Origin of the sequence: Brevibacterium sp. HMSC22B09 (genome assembly GCF_001806795.1) — a bacterium.
Lineage (GTDB): Bacteria > Actinomycetota > Actinomycetes > Actinomycetales > Brevibacteriaceae > Brevibacterium > Brevibacterium ravenspurgense.
The window spans coordinates 47697-68830 of record NZ_KV786022.1 but is presented as its reverse complement, the minus strand read 5'-3'; the positions used below and the strand labels follow the sequence as shown (position 1 = coordinate 68830).

At 63.4% G+C, this 21134-nt stretch carries 20 protein-coding genes; 15 read left to right on the top strand and 5 right to left on the bottom strand.

All coding sequences use genetic code 11. The annotated features are described in order from the left end of the window. Window positions 1–436: 436 nt before the first annotated feature. The 3 genes from HMPREF3087_RS07485 to HMPREF3087_RS07475 all read left to right on the top strand — a co-directional run bounded on the left by HMPREF3087_RS07485 (window position 437) and on the right by HMPREF3087_RS07475 (window position 3224). Window positions 437–1021 (top strand): PDDEXK family nuclease, encoded by a 585-nt coding sequence (locus HMPREF3087_RS07485; protein ID WP_061941877.1) that lies wholly within the window; start codon window positions 437–439, stop codon window positions 1019–1021. A 283-nt stretch (window positions 1022–1304) separates the two neighbouring features. Continuing rightward, complete coding sequence (glmM, locus tag HMPREF3087_RS07480) at window positions 1305–2666, top strand: phosphoglucosamine mutase (RefSeq protein ID WP_070428662.1); 1362 nt, start codon at window positions 1305–1307, stop codon at window positions 2664–2666. 96 nt (window positions 2667–2762) lie between these two features. Continuing rightward, complete coding sequence (locus HMPREF3087_RS07475) at window positions 2763–3224, top strand: hypothetical protein (protein ID WP_070428661.1); 462 nt, start codon at window positions 2763–2765, stop codon at window positions 3222–3224. A 25-nt stretch (window positions 3225–3249) separates the two neighbouring features. On the opposite strand, the gene HMPREF3087_RS07470 is transcribed toward HMPREF3087_RS07475, so the two are convergent. Both HMPREF3087_RS07470 and HMPREF3087_RS07465 read right to left on the bottom strand, forming a co-directional pair. Further along, window positions 3250–3567, bottom strand: a complete 318-nt coding sequence (locus HMPREF3087_RS07470; protein ID WP_062020367.1) for a hypothetical protein — start codon at window positions 3565–3567, stop codon at window positions 3250–3252. A 93-nt stretch (window positions 3568–3660) separates the two neighbouring features. Beyond that, a complete protein-coding gene (locus HMPREF3087_RS07465; RefSeq protein ID WP_141738905.1) occupies window positions 3661–5571 on the bottom strand; it encodes an ABC transporter ATP-binding protein in 1911 nt (636 codons plus the stop codon). A 168-nt stretch (window positions 5572–5739) separates the two neighbouring features. Here HMPREF3087_RS07465 and HMPREF3087_RS07460 point away from each other — a divergent pair, with 168 nt between their 5' ends. After that, window positions 5740–6573, top strand: coding sequence for a MetQ/NlpA family ABC transporter substrate-binding protein (locus HMPREF3087_RS07460; protein WP_061941868.1), 834 nt, complete (start codon window positions 5740–5742; stop codon window positions 6571–6573). A gap of 92 nt (window positions 6574–6665) precedes the next feature. On the opposite strand, the gene coaA is transcribed toward HMPREF3087_RS07460, so the two are convergent. Then, window positions 6666–7724, bottom strand: a complete 1059-nt coding sequence (gene coaA / locus HMPREF3087_RS07455; RefSeq protein WP_070428660.1) for a type I pantothenate kinase — start codon at window positions 7722–7724, stop codon at window positions 6666–6668. An 87-nt stretch (window positions 7725–7811) separates the two neighbouring features. Between coaA and glmS the strand changes: the two genes are divergently transcribed. From glmS to HMPREF3087_RS07405, 10 genes are read left to right on the top strand one after another with little or no spacing between them, the layout of a single operon-like run. Then, complete coding sequence (gene glmS, locus HMPREF3087_RS07450; protein ID WP_019176027.1) at window positions 7812–9677, top strand: glutamine--fructose-6-phosphate transaminase (isomerizing); 1866 nt, start codon at window positions 7812–7814, stop codon at window positions 9675–9677. A gap of 59 nt (window positions 9678–9736) precedes the next feature. Next, window positions 9737–10267 (top strand): holo-ACP synthase, encoded by a 531-nt coding sequence (locus HMPREF3087_RS07445; protein ID WP_070428659.1) that lies wholly within the window; start codon window positions 9737–9739, stop codon window positions 10265–10267. Window positions 10268–10320: 53 nt separating this feature from the next. Continuing rightward, window positions 10321–11781: a bifunctional ADP-dependent NAD(P)H-hydrate dehydratase/NAD(P)H-hydrate epimerase gene (locus HMPREF3087_RS07440; RefSeq protein ID WP_070428658.1), complete on the top strand. Its 1461-nt coding sequence runs from the start codon at window positions 10321–10323 to the stop codon at window positions 11779–11781. Window positions 11782–11790: 9 nt separating this feature from the next. After that, on the top strand, window positions 11791–13074 hold the full coding sequence (gene alr, locus HMPREF3087_RS07435) for an alanine racemase (RefSeq protein ID WP_256173066.1): 1284 nt from the start codon (window positions 11791–11793) through the stop codon (window positions 13072–13074). Further along, window positions 13071–13562: a tRNA (adenosine(37)-N6)-threonylcarbamoyltransferase complex ATPase subunit type 1 TsaE gene (tsaE, locus tag HMPREF3087_RS07430; protein WP_070428657.1), complete on the top strand. Its 492-nt coding sequence runs from the start codon at window positions 13071–13073 to the stop codon at window positions 13560–13562. The genes alr and tsaE overlap by 4 nt, the downstream gene beginning before the upstream one ends. Then, complete coding sequence (gene tsaB / locus HMPREF3087_RS07425; RefSeq protein ID WP_070428656.1) at window positions 13559–14350, top strand: tRNA (adenosine(37)-N6)-threonylcarbamoyltransferase complex dimerization subunit type 1 TsaB; 792 nt, start codon at window positions 13559–13561, stop codon at window positions 14348–14350. Before tsaE ends, tsaB begins: the two co-directional genes overlap by 4 nt. Before the next feature lie 43 nt (window positions 14351–14393). Continuing rightward, window positions 14394–14840, top strand: a complete 447-nt coding sequence (gene rimI / locus HMPREF3087_RS07420) for a ribosomal protein S18-alanine N-acetyltransferase (protein WP_070428655.1) — start codon at window positions 14394–14396, stop codon at window positions 14838–14840. A gap of 2 nt (window positions 14841–14842) precedes the next feature. Then, entirely contained in the window at window positions 14843–15505 is a 663-nt protein-coding gene (locus tag HMPREF3087_RS07415) for a hypothetical protein (RefSeq protein ID WP_070428654.1), read from the top strand. Further along, a complete protein-coding gene (gene tsaD, locus HMPREF3087_RS07410) occupies window positions 15498–16598 on the top strand; it encodes a tRNA (adenosine(37)-N6)-threonylcarbamoyltransferase complex transferase subunit TsaD (protein ID WP_070428674.1) in 1101 nt (366 codons plus the stop codon). Before HMPREF3087_RS07415 ends, tsaD begins: the two co-directional genes overlap by 8 nt. Continuing rightward, the gene (locus HMPREF3087_RS07405; RefSeq protein ID WP_070428653.1) at window positions 16588–17127 is read left to right on the top strand and encodes an NUDIX domain-containing protein; all 540 of its coding nucleotides are present in this window, start codon (window positions 16588–16590) and stop codon (window positions 17125–17127) included. Before tsaD ends, HMPREF3087_RS07405 begins: the two co-directional genes overlap by 11 nt. A 71-nt stretch (window positions 17128–17198) precedes the next feature. Here the strand turns inward: HMPREF3087_RS07405 and HMPREF3087_RS07400 are convergent, their stop codons facing one another. Next, window positions 17199–18338, bottom strand: coding sequence for a glutamate--cysteine ligase (locus HMPREF3087_RS07400; protein ID WP_070428652.1), 1140 nt, complete (start codon window positions 18336–18338; stop codon window positions 17199–17201). A 133-nt stretch (window positions 18339–18471) separates the two neighbouring features. After that, window positions 18472–19302 (bottom strand): sulfurtransferase, encoded by an 831-nt coding sequence (locus tag HMPREF3087_RS07395; protein WP_070428651.1) that lies wholly within the window; start codon window positions 19300–19302, stop codon window positions 18472–18474. Window positions 19303–19355: 53 nt separating this feature from the next. Between HMPREF3087_RS07395 and HMPREF3087_RS07390 the strand changes: the two genes are divergently transcribed. Continuing rightward, entirely contained in the window at window positions 19356–21026 is a 1671-nt protein-coding gene (locus tag HMPREF3087_RS07390; RefSeq protein WP_070428650.1) for a glycoside hydrolase family 3 N-terminal domain-containing protein, read from the top strand. The last annotated feature ends 108 nt before the right edge of the window (window positions 21027–21134 follow it).

Sequence of the window (21134 nt, the reverse complement as noted above, 5' to 3'; positions counted from 1 at the left end):
CCTTCCTGCTGGTGCAATGGCGCATCAGGCAGCTCGTGCAGTTGGATGCTGTCTCAGTAGATTGGCCAGGGGTGTTTATGCCGTCGAGCGATTGTGCGAACAAGAGGCACACAGAGCTTTTGCGTGTTTTGTAGACCGACCTGAACTGTTGTCCGACGAGGGCTCGTCAGTCTATTTGCGGAAGCTAGCCCATCATGCGGGTTGGGCGGTGGCCTTTGGGCATTCAGGTCAGGCGATCTTGAGTCACGCTACCGCGGCTGTGCTTTGGGGCATGGAACTGCCCACTGATCCTCCAGCGCGCTTACAGACAAGCGGTCCGGAACGACCTTTCTCACGGACTCACCGAATACACCGCCAACGAGCAATTCCTGCTGAGCACATTACTTCGCCGGTGAGCGCTCTGCCTGAGCTACGAGCAGTGAGTGCAGATTGGACGATGTTCGACCTGCTCCGGGATGTCGGCGGAGCCGAGGGCTTTGCCATCGCCGATCGACACATTCGCTTCCGGGCTCATGGGCGGGCCTCGGGTGTGCCTTCCGCCGATCGGTTCCATGTCGTCATTGATGAGTTGGCTGAAGTATTTCGCCAGTTTGAGGAGTGCTCGGCGGGCAGGCGGACGGTCACCATGTTGAGTTGGCTTAAAGAGATGCGCGGATTGTCGGAATCCGCAGGTGAGGCACTTGCCTACTTTCGTTTTTATGAGCTGGGTTTCAGGTGCTGTCCGGAGGACTCGCGGTGGAAAATAGCGCAGCAAGTGTCGTTCCCCCTGCCCGGTGAGTCATACCGGCCGCGGGTGGATTTCTTTTTGGAGCACTGGGGTTTGATTGTCGAGTTCGACGGGTGGGCTAAGTACCAAGACCCGAATGGCAGTGTGCCGCCGGAGGTCTACCGAAAAGAAAAACGCCGTGAAGAACAGCTTCGGCGCATGGGCTACAGGTTTCTGCGCATCGAATGGCGGGATGTCATTGTTCCGGGACGACTGGCGAGTTTGCTGCGGCAAGTCGGCGTGGTGCTGCCCTAGCTTGCGACTTGTTCGGGTTTCGGCCTCTTATCCGCGCAGCTGCACGCGTAATAGTCCCAAACCAAGACATCTAGCCATATCAGAAGCGTTGCGTTCCCGAACGCAAGAAGGCTGGGCTCAAGAAGGCTTTCAAGACCCTCGCACTTCGGTGCGGGGGTCTTGTGCTTTCCGGGCACGAGGTGCCGCTGGGCCCGCGTCGTGTTCTCACCACACGCCGTGCCCTTCTGACTGGGTGGCCAGTTCCATAAACGTAGAATGAATGCGATTCAAAACAGGAGGTTCTATGAGCAGGCTTTTCGGTACGGACGGCGTTCGCGGTCTGGCCAACAAGGACATCACGGCTCGACTCGCTCTCCAGTTGGGTGTTGCAGGAAGTCGAGTTCTCGGCAGGCCCGAACAGCGCTACGGCACGGACAGCAAGCGCCCGTTCGCGATTGTCGGTCGTGACACCCGCATCAGCGGTGACTACCTGGCATCAGCAATTTCCGGCGGTATCGCCTCGACCGGTGTTGACGTGTGGAACGCAGGTGTTCTGCCCACCCCGGGTGTCGCGCACGCCGTGAAGGAAACCGGCGCTGACTTCGGTGTAGTGCTCTCAGCCAGCCACAACCCCATGCCGGACAACGGCATCAAATTCTTCGGCCCCGGCGGCACCAAACTCGACGATGCTGCGGAAGACGAAATCCTTGAACTGTTCGACGCCGACTGGGATCGTCCCACCGGCGCGGACGTCGGCCGCATCAAGCCGTACGCGGCAGCGGCAGACGAATTCACCGAACACCTCGTATCGACTCTGGGTGACACACCCACTCCGCTGCAGGGACTGCGCGTGGTCGTCGACTGCGCTAACGGTGCCGCATCCGTCGTCGGCCCTGCGGCACTGCGTCAGGCCGGTGCCGACGTCACGGTCATTGCCGCAAGTCCGGATGGCCTCAACATCAACGACGGTGTCGGCTCTACCCACCTGGGTCCGCTGCAGAAGGCCGTTGTCGACAACGGAGCTGACCTCGGCGTTGCGTTTGACGGTGACGCTGACCGCTGCCTGGCGGTTGATGCGCTCGGTCGCGAAGTCAACGGCGACCAGATCATGGGCATCCTGGCGCTTGGCATGAAGGAAGCCGGCACCCTGAAGAACGACACACTGGTCACCACCGTCATGTCGAACCTGGGCCTCAAGCTCGCCATGGAGAAGGCCGGCATCGCGGACGTGCAGACGAAGGTCGGCGACCGCTACGTGCTTGAAGGCATGCTGGCCGGCGGGCACGTGCTCGGCGGTGAACAGTCCGGTCACGTGCTCATGCTCGACCACGGCACCACCGGCGATGGCGTGCTGACAGCCCTTCACCTGATCAACCGTGTGGCCTCAACCAGTCGCACACTGGCCGACCTCGCAGCGGAAATCCCGCAGCTGCCGCAGGTGCTCATCAACGTCCGCGGAGTCGACAAGACCCGCACGGACGACCCTGCTGTTCAGGCAGAAGTTGCCGCCGTCGAATCCGAACTCGGCAAGAGCGGCCGCGTCCTGCTGCGAGCTTCGGGCACCGAACCGGTTATCCGTGTGATGGTCGAGGCCGAAACCGAAGCCGAAGCGCAGAAGCAGGCGGAACGCCTGGCCGACTGCGTCAAGCAGCACCTTGCCCTCTGACCGCGTTCAGTTCTCCGCACCGGGACCGCTCAGCAGTGCGGTACCTCGCCCGAGTGCCCCGGCGCCTCGGCCGGCGGCCCCGGTGGTGAGCGCACAGTGAAGAAGAGCGCAGACAACACGAAGGTCCTCTACGGGCGCATGGCGGCAGGCCTGGCCGCTGCGGCCTCGACAGCGGTGGGCACCGTCGTCATTGTCGGCTTGAGCCTCGTGGCCCGAGCGACGTCGGGTTCGTCTGGCCTGTGGTGGATGTTCGGTGTGCTGACTTCGTCCTTCGCGGTGCTCGGCGGCATTGCCACGGTTGGGGCGTTCCTCACCGGCCTTGTGCGGGCGGGCTACGTGGCTGATTCCGGCAAACCTGCTCGGTGGAGTGCAATGACGGCCCTGTTCATTGCCTTTGCCACCCCGGTGATTCTGTACGTGTTCACCGGCCCGTGGCTGACAAACGGGCTGATCGTCGCAGTCTCAACGTTTCTGTGCTCAGCAGTCGGAGCGCTCATCTTCCTGTTGGTATGGCCGCTCCTGCTGCGGGCAGGCACAGTCACCTCAATCGATGTGTGAGCGATGTCGGAGCTGATCCTCGCGGCTACACATTCACACGCTTCAGCTGAGGAAAGCGATCTTCCCAAAGATCGCGTACACGGGAATCCAAGCTCAGGTGTGGCCATACCCGCAGCAGTCTGTCCTTGTTGATCAGCTGTGCTTGGATTTCAGCGGTGCCTTCTGCAAGCAGAGCCTGGTAAGCCAAGCGCACCCCGCCGGGATCAGTCACGTCAATATCGCCGTCGTCCACCCAGCGAACCCAGATGGGCAGGCGTATGGTGCCCTGCGGCGGCCCTTTCAAGTCATCGAGACTGTCAACGACCTCGTACGGTTTCAGATCCCGGAACCGCACTCGTTCCATGACTGCTCCCTTCGGCTGTTCATCCTTTCAGCCTACCGTTTTCTCCAACTCGCAGCTTCAAGATTCTCTGCCAGGAAATGACCGCGGGCTGCTCTAGTCTCCCGAGGTGCCGCCGGCTGAGTCTTCTGACTCTTCTTGGTCTGCGAACTGGGTTGTGTACAGCTGCGCGTACCGGCCGTTCTGCGCCAGAAGTTCGCTGTGGGTACCGCGCTCAACAGCCCGGCCGCCCTCAATGACGATGATCTGATCGGCACTACGCACCGTCGACAGGCGGTGGGCGATGACCAACGCGGTCCTGCCGGTCATGGCTTCGTTCAAGGCGTGCTGCACAGCTGCCTCGTTCGTTGAATCGAGAGCACTCGTAGCTTCATCGAGCACCACCACAGCAGGTTCGGCCAACAGGAGACGAGCAATTGTCAGCCGCTGGCGTTCACCGCCGGACAGCCGGTAGCCGCGCTCACCGATCACGGTGTCGAGCCCATCGGGCAGGGCGTCGATAACCGGCCACAGGCGTGCGCGTTCCAGAGCGGAACGCAGCTCATCATCCGTTGCATCAGGTTTGGCGATCGTCAGATTGTCGCGAATCGACTCGTGGAACAGGTGGCCGTCCTGCGTGACCATGCCGACGGTCGATTTCAGCGCGTCAAAGCTCAAATCGCGGACATCCACACCGGACAGTTCAACAGCGCCTTCTGTCACGTCATACAGCCTGGGCAGCAGAGATGCGATCGTCGACTTTCCAGCACCGGATGAACCCACGAGGGCGACCGTGTGACCAGCCGGAACGGAAATGTTCAGTCCGTGCAGCACCTCGGACGACTCCCGGCCGTCAAGAACCGGGACCTCTTCAAGAGAGGCGAGAGACACCTCGGCGGCAGTGGGGTAGCGGAATGAAATGTCACGGTACTCAACAGAGACAGGGCCAGCCGGCAGAGGCTTGGGGGATTCCGGTTCCTGCACGGTGGAGCGCAGATCAAGAATCTCGAACACCCGCTGGAACGACACGATTGCAGACGTGATGTCCATGCGCGCATTCGCCAGCATCGTCAGCGGTGTGTACAGGCGGGTCAGCAGCAGCGCGAGTGTGACAACCTTGCCCGCATCGAGCGAACCGGCCACCGCCTGCATACCGCCGACCCCGTAGACCAGCGCCAAAGCCAGAGCGGACACAAGTGTGAGAGCGGCCAGGAACGTCACCTGCAGCATGGCGGTGCGCACACCGATATCGCGCACCCTGCCCGCGCGGTCAGCAAACTCCGCCGACTCCTTCTGCGGGCTGCCGAACAGCTTGACCAGGGTCGCACCACCAGCGGAGAACCGCTCCGTCATGCGGGTCGACATGGCCGCGTTGAGATCCGCCGCCTGAAACTGCAGCGACGCCAAACGGCCGGCAATGAAACGGGCAGGCACCAAGAAAATCGGCAGGAGCAGCACCGACAGCACCGTCCCCTGCCACGAAATCGCAACCATGACACCGACCGTCAGCGCAAGCGACACAATGTTCGTCACAACCCCGGACAGCGTGTTGGAAAAAGCTCGCTGCGCACCCATAACGTCGTTGTTGAGCCGGGAGATCAGCGCACCCGTGCGGGTCCGGTTGAAAAACGCCACCGGCAGAGTCTGCACGTGATCAAAAACCGCGGTGCGCAGATCAAAGATCAGGCCTTCGCCAATGCGGGCCGAAAGATAGCGCGACACAATCGTCAATGCCGCATCGGCCAGCGCCAGCACACCCATGAGAACTGCGATGCCGACAATCAGATTCACTGGCCCACCAGCGGTAATGGCATTGACCACCCGGCCTGCCAACACCGGGGTGGCCACAGCAACACCGGCTGATACTGCCGAGAGCAGAATGAACAGGACCAGTTTGGTCTTGTGCCGAGCCGCAAAACCGCCGATGCGCCGCAGGGCAGCCCGATCAACCTCCGGGGCCTCACGCCCCTTGGTGCGCTGACTGGCTGTCGTCCTGTGCAGAATCGCCATGGGGGAGTAGTTCGACACAATGCTCCTTTCACCACGCTCCCAGACCCGAACGACGACAGGAGGGAGCACAGGAAGTCTAGCCCCGCCTCGTCATATGGAGCTTTATGACGAAAAGCGCGTGAAAGCTGTCCGCAGAGTGAGAAACTTGCCGATAACATACGCACACTCGTCAGAAGGACTGAACATATGAAACTGCGCATCGCAGCTATTGCCGCCGCCGCAAGCCTGATCCTCACCGGCTGCGGTGCAGGCGGAGGAAACCAGGAAGTCGGCCAGAAAGACGGCGACATCACCAAGCTGACCGTTGGAGTTTCCCCGGTCCCGCACGGTGACATCCTGCGCTACGTCGACGAAAACCTGGCAGAAGAAGCCGGCCTCGACATCGAGGTCAAGGAGTACACCGACTACGCGCTGCCCAACCGTGCGCTCGTCGACGGTGACCTCGACGCCAACTACTTCCAGCACAAGCCGTACCTGGACGAAGAAGTCGAAGGCCAGGGCTACAAGCTCTACGCATTCGAAGGCGTGCACATCGAACCGATCGCGCTGTTCTCCAAGAAGGTGAAGTCGGTTGACGAACTGCCCGAGGGCGGCACCGTCGGCATCAACAACGACCCCGCCAACCAGGGCCGTGCTCTTGACATGCTGGCCAAGGAAGGCGTCATCACGCTGGCTGACGGCAAGGACGCAACCACCGCCACGATCAAGGACATCCAGGACAACCCGAAGAACCTCGAATTCAAGGAAGCCGATGCAGCACAGCTGGCACGCACCCTTGAAGACACCGACGCTTCGATCATCAACGGCAACAACGCCCTGGAAGCAGGACTGTCGCCCACCGAAGACTCGATCCTCGTGGAATCGGCTGAAGACAACCCCTACGCGAACTTCCTCGCCGTCCGCGAAGGCGACGAAGACAACGAAGCCATCAAGAAGCTCGACGAACTCCTGCACTCAGAAGAAGTGAAGAAGTTCATCGAAGACAAGTGGACCGACGGCGCGGTGATCCCCGCCTTCTGATTCACACACCTCTGAGGAGTAAGCCCCTCAGAGGACTTCAAAACCACACGGGCTTCGGCCCACCAGACGCCGGGTTCAGCAGTGCGGACTGACTACAGTTTGCGCAGCTGGATCCGGCGTACTGAATGGTCGGCCGATTTCGTCAGAATCAGATCGGCCCGGCCACGCGACGGAGCGACGTTCTCCCGCAGGTTGGGAGCGTTGATCGAATCCCAGATTTCGCCGGCAAGGGTGAGCGCTTCGTCTTCCGTCAGCTCCGAATAGCGGTGGAAGTATGAATCCGGCTGGGTGAAAGCGCCCGACTTCAGTTCCATGAACCTGTCGATGTACCACTGGCGAATATCACCGGCTGCTGCGTCAACATAGACGGAAAAGTCGAAGTAGTCGCTGACAGACATGCCCACTTTGCCGTCGGCACGCGGCCTGGGCGGCTGCAGAACGTTGAGCCCTTCGACAATGAGCACATCTGGAGAGCGGACCGTGATTTCAGCACCCGGAACAATGTCATAGGTGTGGTGCGAATAGACGGGAGCGCGTGCTTCTTCTGCACCGGACTTGACCTTGGACAGGAAACGCATAAGCGCCCGTCGGTCATAGGACTCCGGGAATCCCTTTCGCGACGTCAGACCACGGCGGGCAAGTTCTGCATTGGGAAACAGGAACCCATCCGTGGTGACGAGCTCAACCTTCGGGGTGTCCGGCCAGCGGGCCATCATCTCACGCAGAACACGCGCCGTTGTGGACTTTCCGACGGCCACCGAACCGGCCACACCGATGACAAACGGAATGTGCTGCGGGGCAGGGTCGTGACCGCTGGCGCGCAGCGGGGCGAAGAACTCCCGCGTGAGCCTGTGCTTTTTGCGGCGGGCGGAAACGTACAGGTTGAGCAGACGCGACAGCGGCAGATAGATCTCTTCGATCTCGGTGGTGTCCATGCGCTCACCCTTACCGCGCAGACGCTCCACATCGGCCGCCGTCAACGGCAGGGGAGTGGCCTGAGCGAGTTCGGACCACGTGGTGCGGTCAAAACTCCAAAACGGCGAGGCGATGGACTGCCCGCTCTGCTTCTGGTGCGGGCGCAGGCCCGCGAGCAGGCGAGCGGGATCGAGGTCGCTGGATCGAACGAACGGTGTGGCGTCGTTGTGTTCCATAGGTGCTGCAGATCCTCGTTTCGCTCAGCATTCACTCAGGCGGCGAAATCCAGCTTACGGCACCACCGCGCGGTAATATTGAAGTCTATGTGTGGAATTGTTGGATTCGTCGGAAACCCGAACGCCCAGATCACCGCTGAAGACGTCACCGTCGGAGGCCTTAAGCGAATGGAGTACCGCGGCTACGATTCCGCGGGCGTCGCATTCGTAACCGAGGATGGCCAGCTGGCCTCAGCGAAGAAAGCCGGAAAGCTCGACAACCTCAAAAATGAGCTTGCCGAACACCCCCTGCCGAAAGCCGCAACCGGGATCGGCCACACCCGCTGGGCTACCCACGGTGCGCCGACTGATGAAAACGCCCACCCCCACCTGGCTGACGACGGTCGCCTGGCGCTCATCCACAACGGCATCGTCGAAAACTACGCCTCACTCAAAGAGCGCCTGCTGAAAGACGGCGTCGAATTCGCATCCGAAACCGACACGGAAGTCGCAGCGCACCAGCTGGCCAAGAACTACCGCGAAACCGGTGACCTCACCGAGGCCATGCGACGGACCTCCAACCAGCTCGAAGGTGCCTTCACCCTGCTGGCCGTCCACGCTGACAAGCCCGGAACGGTTGTCGCCGCCCGCCGCAATTCGCCGCTGGTCATCGGCCTAGGTGACGATGCGAACTACCTGGGATCGGACGTTGCGGCCTTCATCGACTACACCCGCCGCGCCGTTGAGATCGGCCAGGACGAAGTCGTGACCATCACCGCTGACTCCGTCGACATCATGGACTTCGACGGCAACCCGGTCGAAGGCACCGAATACGAAATCGACTGGGACCCGGCAACCGTGGACAAGGGCGGCTTCACGTCGTTTATGGAAAAGGAAATCCACGACCAGCCGCAGGCAGTCGCCGACACACTCTTGGGCCGCTTCGACACGGAAGGCCGCCTCACGCTGGATGAGATGCGGATTGACGAATCCGTGCTGAAGTCCGTCGACAAGATCATCGTCGTAGCCTGCGGTACAGCCGCCTACGCCGGTCAGGTCGCCAAGTACGCGATCGAACACTGGTGCCGCATCCCGGTTGAGGTCGAACTGGCCCACGAATTCCGCTACCGCGACCCGATCGTGTCCGAAAAGACCCTCGTGGTGGCGATTTCGCAGTCCGGCGAAACGATGGACACCATCATGGCGCTGCGCCACGCCCGCCACCAGGGTGCGAAGGTCGTTGCCATCTGCAACACCTACGGTTCGACGATTCCGCGTGAATCCGACGCTGTGCTCTACACGCACGCCGGCCCGGAAATCGCTGTGGCATCCACCAAGGCGTTCCTGTCCCAGATTGTGGCCTGCTACCTGCTGGGCCTCTACCTGGCGCAGCTGCGCGGCAACAAGTACCGCGACGAAATCCAGCTGATTCTGGACGAACTGCAGAACATCCCCAGCAAGGTCCAGCAGCTCCTGGACGACGACTCCCAGCAGATCACGGACCTGGCCAAGCGCCTGGCAGACACCCCGTCCGTGTTGTTCCTCGGCCGTCACGTCGGCTTCCCCGTGGCCATGGAGGGTGCGCTCAAACTCAAGGAGCTCGCCTACATCCACGCGGAAGGCTTCGCAGCCGGAGAACTCAAGCACGGGCCCATTGCGCTCATCGACGAGGGCCAGGTTGTCATCATCATCGTGCCCAGCCGCTTCGGCCGCGATTCGCTGCACGCCAAGGTGGTCTCCAATATTCAGGAGGTCCGGGCACGCGGAGCCAACACGATCGTCATTGCAGAACAGGGTGACGAGGCGGTGCGCGAGTACGCTTCCGAAGTCATCTACGTGCCCAACACCACCACGCTGCTGGCGCCCTTGCTGACCACGGTGCCGCTGCAGATCTTCGCGATGGAGCTGGCTCAGGCCAAGGGCCTGGACGTCGACCAGCCGCGCAACCTCGCGAAATCGGTCACGGTCGAATAAGAGTCGAATAAAGCGGCCCAAGGCCGGTCGCACACGAGACCAGTAAGGAGAGAGCAGTCGTGGGCATCATCGGCATCGGCGTTGACATTGCCGACGTTCCCCGGTTCCAGGAGCACATTGAGCGGGTGCCCGAACTTCTGGACCGCCTGCTCACTCCGGCTGAACAGCTGAAGAAGAACGGCAAGCGGCGCAGCCCCGAAAGCCTCGCCGCCCGCTTTTCGGCAAAAGAGGCGCTGGTCAAGGCTCTGCAGTTCCCGCAGATCATTCCGTGGCAGGAGGCCGAGGTGGTCTCGGCTTTTTCCGGTGCCCCGTCTTTCCGGTTGAGCGGCTGGGTGCTCGAGATGTTCCGCCAGCGCGGCGGTGAGCACGTGCATCTGTCGATCACGCACGACGGCGACCGCACCATCACCTACGTCATTGTCGAAGGCAGCGGACCGTCACTGTCTCCGCCCGTCGACCAGCCGGCACCTCCCGTGCCCGGAACGGCAGAACACGATCGCGCGCTCGCCCAGTTCTGCGCCGATGTCGCAGCCAGGCGCGAAGAGCGCAACCGGATGCGCGAGGAAGCCCGCCGGAAGAATCTCAGCTGAACCAGCCGCGGCCCCTCCGCAGCATTCTCAGCCCGAACAGAACAGGAATCACGATGCCCCGCCCCGCGTACACCGGTGAGCAGATCCGCCAGGCCGAAGCCCCTCTGCTGAAAGCCGGTGAAGGCGACAGGCTCATGCGCCGGGCCGCAGGCCAACTGGCTGCCGTGTGCCGCCGGGTTCTGCGTTTGGGCGGCGGCACCGTCTACGGTCGCCGCGTGGCTGTTCTCACCGGGCCCGGCAACAACGGCGGGGACGCTCTGTTTGCGGCTGCCGACCTTGCCCGCCGAGGTGCCGCCGTCACCCTGGTGCACACCATCGGGACCCCTCATGCGGACGGGCTGGCCGCTGCCGTCAGCGCCGGCTGCCGGCGGGTTGACATTGCCCAGGCGCCTAGCCACCTGGGTGCCGCCGATCTTGTGATCGACGGTGTTTTCGGCACGGGTGCGAAACCGCAGCTGCCAGAGGACCTTGTGCAGCTCATCCGCGTGTGGCAGGCCAGTTCGGCTCGCGCAGAAGGGCAGATCACGGTGGCAGTTGACGTGCCCACCGGCATTGACGCTTCAACAGGCCGCAGTGCCCAGGCCGCCGTGCAGGCCGACTGGACCGTGACGTTCGGCGGGCTCAAAACCGGCTTGTTCACGGGTGCCGGCGCGCGGGCCTCTGGCCGTGTGGTTCTTGCACCCATCGGCCTGGATTTTTCGGACACCGTGCCGGATGCGTGGGTGTACAAACGCAGTGACCTGCGCGAACTCGTGAAAGCGCCGACAGGTGAGGATCACAAATACACCCGAGGTGTCGTCGGCATCTGTGCTGGTTCCGCTGACTATCCGGGGGCTGCTGTTCTGTGCACGAACGCGGCAGTGGCCGCCGGTGCCGGAATGGTGCGCATCACCGGCGATGAACGGCTGCGCTCAGCTGTCACGTCCCATGTCCCAGAAGCCGTAGCGGCTGACGGTCGTTTGCAGGTGTGGGCCGTCGGCCCCGGAAGTCCCAGCGAAGACAGAATGGCCGCGGCGTTCGTAAGCGGTGAGCCCGTCATCGCCGACGCCGGAGCACTTGATCACCTGCCCGACCGCTTGCCGGCAGGCAGCATCATCACGCCCCACGCCGGTGAACTCGAAAGGCTGCTCACAGTACGCGGCCACAGCGTGCAGCGCAGCCAGATCGAAGAAGACCAGCTGTACTGGGCCCGCACTGCCGCCCGCGAACTCGACGTGGTCGTTCTGCTCAAAGGCCACCGCACCGTCGTCGCAGAACCCGACGGCACTGTCCACCTGCCGTCGGCCGGTTCAGCGAACCTCGCAACAGCAGGCTCCGGTGACGTTCTCACGGGGGTGCTCGCAGCGCTCCTGGCAGAAAGAGCGGCAGCCAAGGGGCGCCTCGAGCCCGGTGTGACAGCCGTGACCGCGGCAGCCGCGGTCCTGCTCCACGGGAGGGCGGGCAAGTCCGCCACACACGCTTCCGGTCTGCCGCGAGCAGTGGAGCAGGCTGTGCTGAAAGCACGTGCGCGTTAGGATCAAGGCGTGTCCCCAACGTCATCTGATCTCCTGCCAACAACAGCTTACGGTCCGTCGCTGCTGAAAGCGCTCATCGACCGTGACGCCATCCGCACCAACCTCGCAGTGCTGCGAGAACACGCGGGCGAAGCCGATGTCATCCCAGTCGTCAAAGCCGACGCCTACGGTCACGGCATCACAAATGTTGTTCCCGTGCTTGTCGAAGCCGGTATTCGCCGAATCGGCACCGCCACCGTGCCCGAAGCCCTGCAGGTGCGCGACCTTCTGGAGCAGCTCGCCGCCGACGGGCTCGAAGGTGCCGCTGCCACTGTTGTTCTGTGCTGGCTTATGCCTATCGGCGTGGACTTCGCTGGGCTCGCCCAGAAGAACATTGAGGTGGGCATCAGTGCGGCCGAACAGCTGCCGTTCATCGTCGAAGCCGCCCGGAAGAGTACGGACAACCCGCTGCGCATCCACATCAAGATCGACTCCGGGCTGGGTCGCGGTGGGATGACCGAGCGCCAGTTCGACGGCTTTCTGCGTAAGCTGGCCCAGCTGGACGACGATGTTCGCGCCGGTCTGAAGATTGTTGGCGCCATGACTCACCTGGCGGTTGCCGATGAGCCGGGCAGCGAATTCACCGATCACCAGTACAGTATCTTCACCGAGGAGATCTCGAAGCTGCGCGGTTTCCTCCTGTCGCAACCGGACCTGGGACACCCGGACGAACTCATCGTCCACGCCTCGAATTCACCGGCAGCACTGACAATCGGCACCGGACCGGACACTCTGACCGCACACGCCGTGCGGACAGGTCTGGCCGTCTACGGGCTCAGCCCCTTTGCCGGCAGCACTCCGGAAAGCCTGGGTCTGCGCCCGGCCATGATGCTGAAATCGCAGGTCATAGCGCTTAAGGACGTCGCCCGCGGCAGCCATGCCAGCTACGGACTGACCTACACGTGCGAAGCAGACACCCGCTTTGCGCTGGTGGCCGGCGGCTACGCCGACGGTCTGCCTCGTTCGGCATCCAACGCCGCGCGCGTGTTCATAGGCGGCCGCCAGTACCGGCAGGTGGGCCGCATCGCCATGGACCAGATTGTGGTGGAAGTCGGCTTGGACTCCGACGTGAGTGTTGGCGACGAAGTAACCATCTTCGGCCCCGGCGATTCCGGCGAGCCCACCGCAGCCGACTGGGGTGCATGGGGTGGAACCATCAACTACGAAATCGTCACCGGAATCGGCAGCCGCGTTGAGCGGGTGCTGGCGGGCCGGGCGGTCGGAGAGCCGAGCGAAAGCGGGGAAACCGCGTGAGCCGCATCGACATCGAGCTGCGCAATCAGGCCCGCACGGCTGAACTCGCAGCGGCACTCGCACCCCAGCTGCGGGCGGGGGACCTCATCATCCTCACCGGCGGCCTTGGGGCGGGCAAGACCACGTTCACCCAGTCGCTTGCCGCGCACCTCAACGTGCGCGGGCGCGTGTCCTCACCGACCTTCATCATCGCCCGCGAACACCCGTCGGTCGGCGACGGTCCGGGGCTCGTCCACGTTGACGCCTACCGGTTAGAAGACGCCGCGGAACTTGATGACCTCGACCTCGACTCCGAACAGGACGAAGTCGTCACCGTCGTCGAATGGGGCGCCGGCATGGCTGAATCACTGGCCGACGACTACCTGGAGATCACCCTGACCCGGCCGGACTCCGCCGACCCGGAATCCGGTCAGCGCACAGCGACCCTGCAGGGCTTCGGTGGGTCCTGGACGAGCCGTTTGGCGCGTGTGAAGGAGGCAATGCAGTGACCGCCCACAACCCCAGCACAACCCCGCGTGCTGGCGCGAAACAGCCGGTTGTCGTCGCGCTCGATACATCGTCCGCGGCCTCCGTCGCGGTTGTCGCCGATGACCGTGTTGACGCCGAATGGGCGCAGTCACGCGCTCGCCGTCACGCTGAACTTCTGGGCCCGGCACTTACTGATGTGCTGAAGCAGGCGCCTGAACCCGAACTCGTGGCCGTCGGCGTGGGGCCCGCACCGTTCACCGGTATGCGCGCAGGCATCGCCTCGGGCCTCGGCCTTGCCGTGGGCCGCGGCCTGCGGACAGTGGGCGTTCGCTCGCACGACGGTTTGGCGCTCGCGGTGTACGAACAGCTGCGCGCTGACGGTGAAGACGTTGACGGCGTGCGGATCCTGGTTGCCTCGGACGCTCGCCGCCGCGAGGTCTACTGGGCTGAATACGCAGGACTCGACGAGGACGGCCTGCCGATCCTTGCCGCAGGTCCCGACGTCGCCAAACCCGCCGACCTCGCCGAACTCAAGGGGCTCGGGCCAGTTGACAGCAGCGAGCCGAGCCCAACAGAATCAAGTCCCACGGAACCGGGCTCGACAGAGCCGACCGTCCTCCGCATCGGCGCTGGTTTTGAGCTCTACGCTGACGTGCTCGGCGCACCCGATCCGCGCTTCCCAACTGAAGCGCTCGCGGCTGACATCGCCTGGATCGCCGCCCGCACGGAAGCCGCCGGGCGCGAACAGCTGGAGCCCATCCCGCTGTACCTTCGCGAACCTGACGCCAAACCGCTGCCCGGCCGCTGACCGCACCGCACCTGACCGGCCAACACGCAAACACCCAGCAGCTATGACCGTCACACTGAGCCCCCTTCAGTGGTGGGACATTCCCACCGCCGCCGCAATGGACCGCGAAATCTTCGGCCCGGACGCCTGGAGCGAAGACTTCTTCTGGACGCAGGCGGCAAGCCCAACGGTGTTCCTCATTGCCGCGCACACCGAGCAGGGCCTGGCCGGTTTCGCCGGCCTGAGTATCAGCGGCAAAGAAGCTGAGATCCTCACAATCGCCACCCACCCGAACATCCGGGGTCGAGGTGCCGGTCGCCTCCTCCTGGAATCCCTCCTGGATACTGCCCGTACCCGTGGGGTCGAGGCGGTGTACCTCGACGTGCGCAGTGACAACACTGCTGCTCTGGGGCTGTACGAGGCGTTCGGCTTTGCTGTTCTGAACACCCGGCCCGGCTATTACACGGGCGCTGACGCGCTGGTTATGCGGGCGTCGTTGCTAGGCTTGTGAGCATGATTTCGGCATCCATCACACAGTGGGAAGACGGCACAGACCTTGTGCTCGAAACAGCTATCAGCGCCGACCTCCACACCGTGTGGAAGCGCATCACCAGTCCTATGGAATGTGCGCTGTGGTTCGCCCCCTTCCATCCAGTCCAAGACGACGACGCTGATCAGGGAGAGGGCACCTCGGAAGCCAGTGGTGCCGCGGAGGTGAGCGACGGCGCGGAAGCCGGCGGCGCCTCGGATGTCAGCGCAATCGAGTTCGACTTTGAGGGAAGCCCCCTGACGGCCCACGTGCTGTCCTGCGTCGAAGACGACCACGTGCTGGTGGAACTCGGCGGGCTTGGCCGCATCAGCGTGCGCCTGTCAGAAGCTGCACCCGGCCAGGCCGGCGCACAGCCAAGCGATCACCCCAGCGTGACCGTGACAGCCGCCCACACCTACGCATCTGACGAAGAAGCGGCCCAGCTCATCCCGCAGGTCGGCCCGGTGTGGGATACGCACCTGCGCCTGTTGGCCGGCACTTTTGCTGCCGCCGATCTCACCGGATCTGAAAGCGAAGCCGCACTCTACGCCCGCTATACCCAGCTGGCAGTCGACGAATTCGGCGCCGAAACCGTCCAGACCGGCTCCGCGCAGGCTCCGGAAGGCGATGACGGCGACGATGACTGAGCCGCTCATCCTGGGCATTGAGACCTCGTGCGATGAAACCGGGGTCGGCATTGTCCGCGGCAGCACCCTGTTGGCGAACACGGTGGCGTCGTCGATGGACGAACACGTGCGCTTCGGCGGGGTGGTCCCGGAAGTCGCATCGCGCGCCCACGTGCAGGCTTTCGCTCCGACGCTCACCCAGGCCCTGGAAACCGCAGGTGTGACGCTCGATGATATTGACGCGCTGTGCGTCACCGCGGGACCCGGTCTGTCCGGTGCGCTCATGGTGGGAGTCAGCGCGGCTAAGGGGCTCGCGGCCGCCACCGGCAAACCCCTGTACGGGCTGAACCACCTGGCCGGTCACGTGGCAGCGGCAACCTTGGACACTTCCTCTGACGAGGCGGAGCCCGGCTCCGGTCTTGAACTGCCGACTATCGCTCTGCTCGTGTCGGGTGGGCACACGGAAATCCTCAAGATCACCGACCTGGTGGACGGGATTGAGCTTCTGGGCTCCACAATCGACGATGCTGCGGGCGAGGCTTTCGACAAGACGGCCCGCCTGCTTGGTCTTGACTATCCGGGTGGGCCGAACATTTCAAAGGCCGCCGCGGGTGGTTTTGATGACGGCGTTCCGGGTGACCCGACGGCTGTGAAGTTCCCGCGCGGACTCATGACGGCCAAAGACCTGCGCGACCCCGAACGTCGTTACGCGTTTTCGTTCTCCGGTCTGAAGACCGCGGCGCTGCGGGCTGTTGAAGCCGAGAAGGCCAAGCCTGAATCCCAGCGCGTGCGCCTGGCTGACATCGCCGCGTCCTTTGAAGAGGCCGTGGTCGACGTGTTGGTGCGCAAAACCCTTCTGGCCTGCGAAGACACCGGCATCAACCGGGTGCTGCTGGGCGGGGGAGTTGCCGCCAACCGCCGTCTGCGCGACAAGCTGAGCCAGCGGTGCGCGGATGAGGGCATTTCCCTGCTCATCCCGCCGCTGAGCCTGTGCACCGACAACGGGGCGATGATGGCAGCGCTCGGTGCACACGTGGTAGCCCGCGGAAAACAGCCCTCAGCACCGGATTTCGGTGTGACAAGTTCATTGGAGGTTGACCAGGTTGCCGTCTGAAGGTCCTGCCAGCGCTCGCGACTCACGCCCACCGGAAGAACACCTGCGGCAGCAGCGCCGCGCCGGTGACGGCTGGGTGGAAACACCGCAGGGACGCTTCTGGGGTCTGTTCGGCGCAGCCGGTCTGCTCATCCACGATCCCGACCGCGGAGTTCTGCTGCAGCACCGCGCCGTGTGGTCAGCCCAGGGCGGCACGTGGGGAATTCCCGGCGGTGCGCTCGACGAAGGCGAAACACCTAAGCAGGGTGCGATCCGCGAATGCTGGGAAGAAACCGGTGTGCCCGGCCCGGACGGTGAGGGCATCACGGTCATCGGCGAGTATCGGGTGGACAAAGACGGCTGGGCCTACACGACGGTCATCACGCAGGTCACGCAGAGGCTTGAGGCTCACGTGGCGGATGCCGAAAGCATTGAACTGCGCTGGGTGCCTCTAGACGAGGTCGCCGACTACGAACTCCACCCCGGTTTTGCTGCCGCATGGCCAGACCTGGTGCAGGTGCTGCGCCAGAACGCGGCTGAGCAAGGTTGACACTCAGTTCAGCTTCAGGCTCAGCCTGAACTGACCGGCCAACCGGCGGGCCTACCAACCGGCCGGCGGGCCTACCAGCCAGCCGGTTTTCCGGCCCGCATTTCCTCAACCAGAAGACCGGCAACGTCTTCCATACGGCCGGTTTCTTCAAACAGCTTCTTCTGCCGCTGGTAGGAGGCTCCCACACGCGCGAACGACAGCATCGATTCCAGCTCAGCCGAGCACCCGAGTTCCTCAGCGATCGGGGCCAGTCGCTCCACCTCGTCAGCTATGACGTCCGTGACCAGACGTTCGTCGCAGGCGGCGTTTTCGATGATGATCGTGTCCATGCCGTAGCGAGCGGAGCGCCACTTGTTTTCGCGGTGGAACCAGTCCGGCATGAAGTTGAGCTCTTCGCCGCGGTCCAGGCGCTGCGACATGTCGTGAACCAGGCACTGCACGAAGGCCGTCACGGCCGCCAGCTCCGCCATGGTCGGGATGCCGTCGCACACGCGGATCTCGACGGTTCCCCAACCCGGTGCCGGGCGGATGTCCCAGCGGATTTCGTTGATGGAATCGACCACGCCGGTGTGCAGCATGTCGCCGATGTAGTCCTCGTATTCGTCCCAGTTCTTCAGCTGGAACGGCAGGCCGGCCGTGGGCAGCTGCTGGAAGAGCATGGCGCGGTTAGAGACGTAGTGCGTGTCGTGGCCGGCCCAGAAGGGGCTGGATGCGCTGACGGCCTCCAGGTGCGGGACATAGGCCATGAGAGCGCGGACAATCGGCATGACGTGATCGCGATTGGCAATGCCCACGTGGGTGTGCACGCCGAAGATCAGCATCTGCCGGCCCCACCACTGGGTGCGGTTGACCAGCTCTTCGTAGCGGTAGGCCGGTGTGACTTCTTGTTCCCACCAGGGGGAGAAGGGGTGGGTTCCGGCGGACAGAACATCAAGCCCACGAGGCGCCAGGATGCTTCGCAGGTAATCGAGAGACTCGCTCAGATCGGCCGTGATGCCGGCAACGTCAGTCTGCACCCCGCTGACGATTTCGACGGTGTTCGTGAGCATTTCGCCCACGATCTTGCCCTGGAGGTGATCCGTGCCCTCTGCTTTGAGCGCCTCGAGGATTTCAGGGGCGCGGGATGCCAAAGAGAAGTCTTCGGCATCGACGATCGCGAGTTCCCATTCCGCTCCCAGTGTCGACTGAGGGGACGAGGCAAAAGAAAGCATGCGGACATCCTAATCTAACCAGCAGGTAACGCTGGTTTTCTGTGCGCTGGGCGGACAGGCTGTCCTGTCGTGCGGTTGGTGAAGTGAGCGCCAGCCTTTGGCGCGCTTGGAGAGCAGGTGGATTGGCAGCCCTTCAGCCTTTGGCGACTGGGCGGGATTCATCGGCCGACCACCCGGACCAGCTGGGGGAGTACAGGGAAGCCCGCACCCCGATCTGCTCGAGCGCCAAGATGTTGCTGCACGCCGTCACGCCAGAACCGCAGTAGGCAGCCACCGCACCGTTGTCCGCGCCGAGATCCGCGAACTGGGCTGCGAGTTCCTCCTTCGGCAGCAGTGCACCGTCGCGGTAGTTCTCGGTGGCCGGGCGATTGAGAGCGCCGGGAATGTGGCCTGCCCGCGGGTCCATGGAGTCATCTTCGCCGCGGAAGCGCGCCGATGGGCGCGCGTCGATGAGCGTGCCCAGTGCCGCTGTTGCCGCGGCCTGGTCGGCATCGACGGTCGGCATTTGCCCGGTTGTGATCGTGATGTCTGACGGTGTTGGCTGCGGGGTTTCGGTTGAAAGCTCACCGCCGGCGGCCTTCCAAGCGTTCAGCCCTCCATCGAGCACGCGCACATCCTGCAGGCCCGCCCAACGCAGAATCCACCAGCCGCGAGCGGCACCTAAGGAGCTGTTGTCGTCGTACACAACGACAGTGGAATCAGGAGTGATGCCCCACGCTCGGATGGTCTCCTGCAGGTCGGCTGGGGCCGGCAGCGGGTGGCGGCCCAGAGTCGGGTCATCCGATGTTCCCGACAGCTGAGTGTCAAGGTCGGCGTACAGGGCGCCGGGAATGTGTCCGGCCGCGTAGTCGTCAGCCCCGTTGGGCTTCGGCAGGGTCCAACGGACGTCGAGGATGACGGTACGGCTTGCGGCATCTGCGTCAGCAAGAGCGGCTTTGAGCGCATCGGCGGTGATGAGCGACATACGGCAATCCTTTGTTCATACGGACAACAGCCAGTCCCACTAGACTCTCACAGATGCGCGCGCTTAGATTCATTTCCGCACTGACCGTAAGCGTCCTGGTTCTTGCAGGGTGTTCGGGGCAGGGCCAGCCCACCTCGCCGACCCCAGCGGAGCCGAGCACGGCAGAAGAGACAGCCTCCGCCTCGTCAGGGGTCGGTGAAGAGGACCGGCAGCAAGCCCGCGAGATCGTCCAGAAGATGAGCGCCGACCAGCTGGTCGGCGCGACGATCATGGGCACGTATGACGGTGTGGACCCCGCGGTTGCCGGGCAGATGGTCAAGAAGAACAGCCTGGCCGGGGTGATCGTCATGGGCTACAACCTGCCGGACGGTGCTGGGCCCGAGGACGTGAAGGATTACACGGGTGCTTTGCGGGAAGCTGCGGGGGAGCGTGCGTGGCCCGTGCAGCTGAGCGTTGACCAGGAAGGCGGGCCGGTGGCCAGGCTGAAATCTGCCGCTTACAGCTTTCCGCCTCTTATGGCTTTCGGAGCGGCTGGAGACGCTGAACTGACCCAGGGTGCGATGGAAGCGCAGGGTGCGCAGTTGGCTGATTTGGGATTCACGATCAACTGGGCGCCGGTTGCTGATGTCACGGTCGGACAGAAAGACCCAGCAGTCAATGTTCGTGCGGCAGGCGGCAGCCAGGAGACTGTTGTCGGTGCGGTTGAACCGGCCGTCAAGGGGTACCTGGCGGCTGGTATTGGATCGAGCGCCAAGCACTTTCCGGGCCACGGGCAGCTGACAGTTGATTCGCATGTTGATCTGCCCGAATCGAAGAAAACTCTTGAGGAATACAGCGACACCGAATGGGAGCCGTTCGAAGCGGCAATCGAAGCCGGTGTGCCTTCTGTTTTGGTGGGGCACATGCGGGTTGCCGGGGCCGGTGACAAACCGGCTTCGCTCAACCCTGAGGTGTATGAAGCGCTGCGGGATGAGCTTGGCTTTGATGGGGTTGCGGTGACCGATGGGCTCAACATGGGAGCCATTACGAAGGGTGTTCCCGCAGGTCAGGAGACTGTTGAAGCGCTGAAAGCCGGGGCGGACCTCGCGCTCATGCCACCTGATCTGGATGCTGCTGTGCAGGCCGTGAAGAAGGCAGTGGATTCGGGCGATCTGTCTGAAAAGGACATGCGAGCCAAGGCTGAGCGCGTTGTTGCCATGAGTCTGTGGCAGGAACGGGCTGCTGATGAGGCTGGTTCTGGTGAGGGTGCTGGCGGTGGCGCTGGTGGCGACGGCGGTGACGGCGGCGGTGACGGCGGCGATGGCGACGGCGGCCAGAAGCAGGCGGATGATGTTTTCAACGAGGTCGGCCGCGAATCACTCACTGTTCTGGCCGGAAGCTGTTCAGCCGAACCGGTACAAAGCGTGTCGATTTCCGGCCCGCCGGCTGCTGCCGAGGCGCTGGAGAAAGCCCTGAAGGAACAAGGCATTGAGGCCGGTGGCGGTACGAGCGTGAAGTTGGTTGACGGAACTGAAAGTTCGTCCGGTGGTGCGGATGTTGTTATCGGTATGGGTGGGCCGTGGAAGGTCGCTTCGGCTGCTGGAAACGCGGACACCGTGCTGGTCACGTACGCCGACACCGAATACGCCATGAACGCCGTTGCCGACTATCTGGCAGGCGAACTGGAGGCATCCGCGCAGATGCCAATCACACTTTTAGGCGTAAAACCGCCCAAGTGCGGCTAGCCGCGTCCGTCCACCCGCGGGCAGCCAGCCCGGAGTTGCCAGTCAGTTCGGCCCTCCACCTCGTGCTCCTCCAACTGGCGCAGATTCACGCTTTAATGCAGGTTTGCG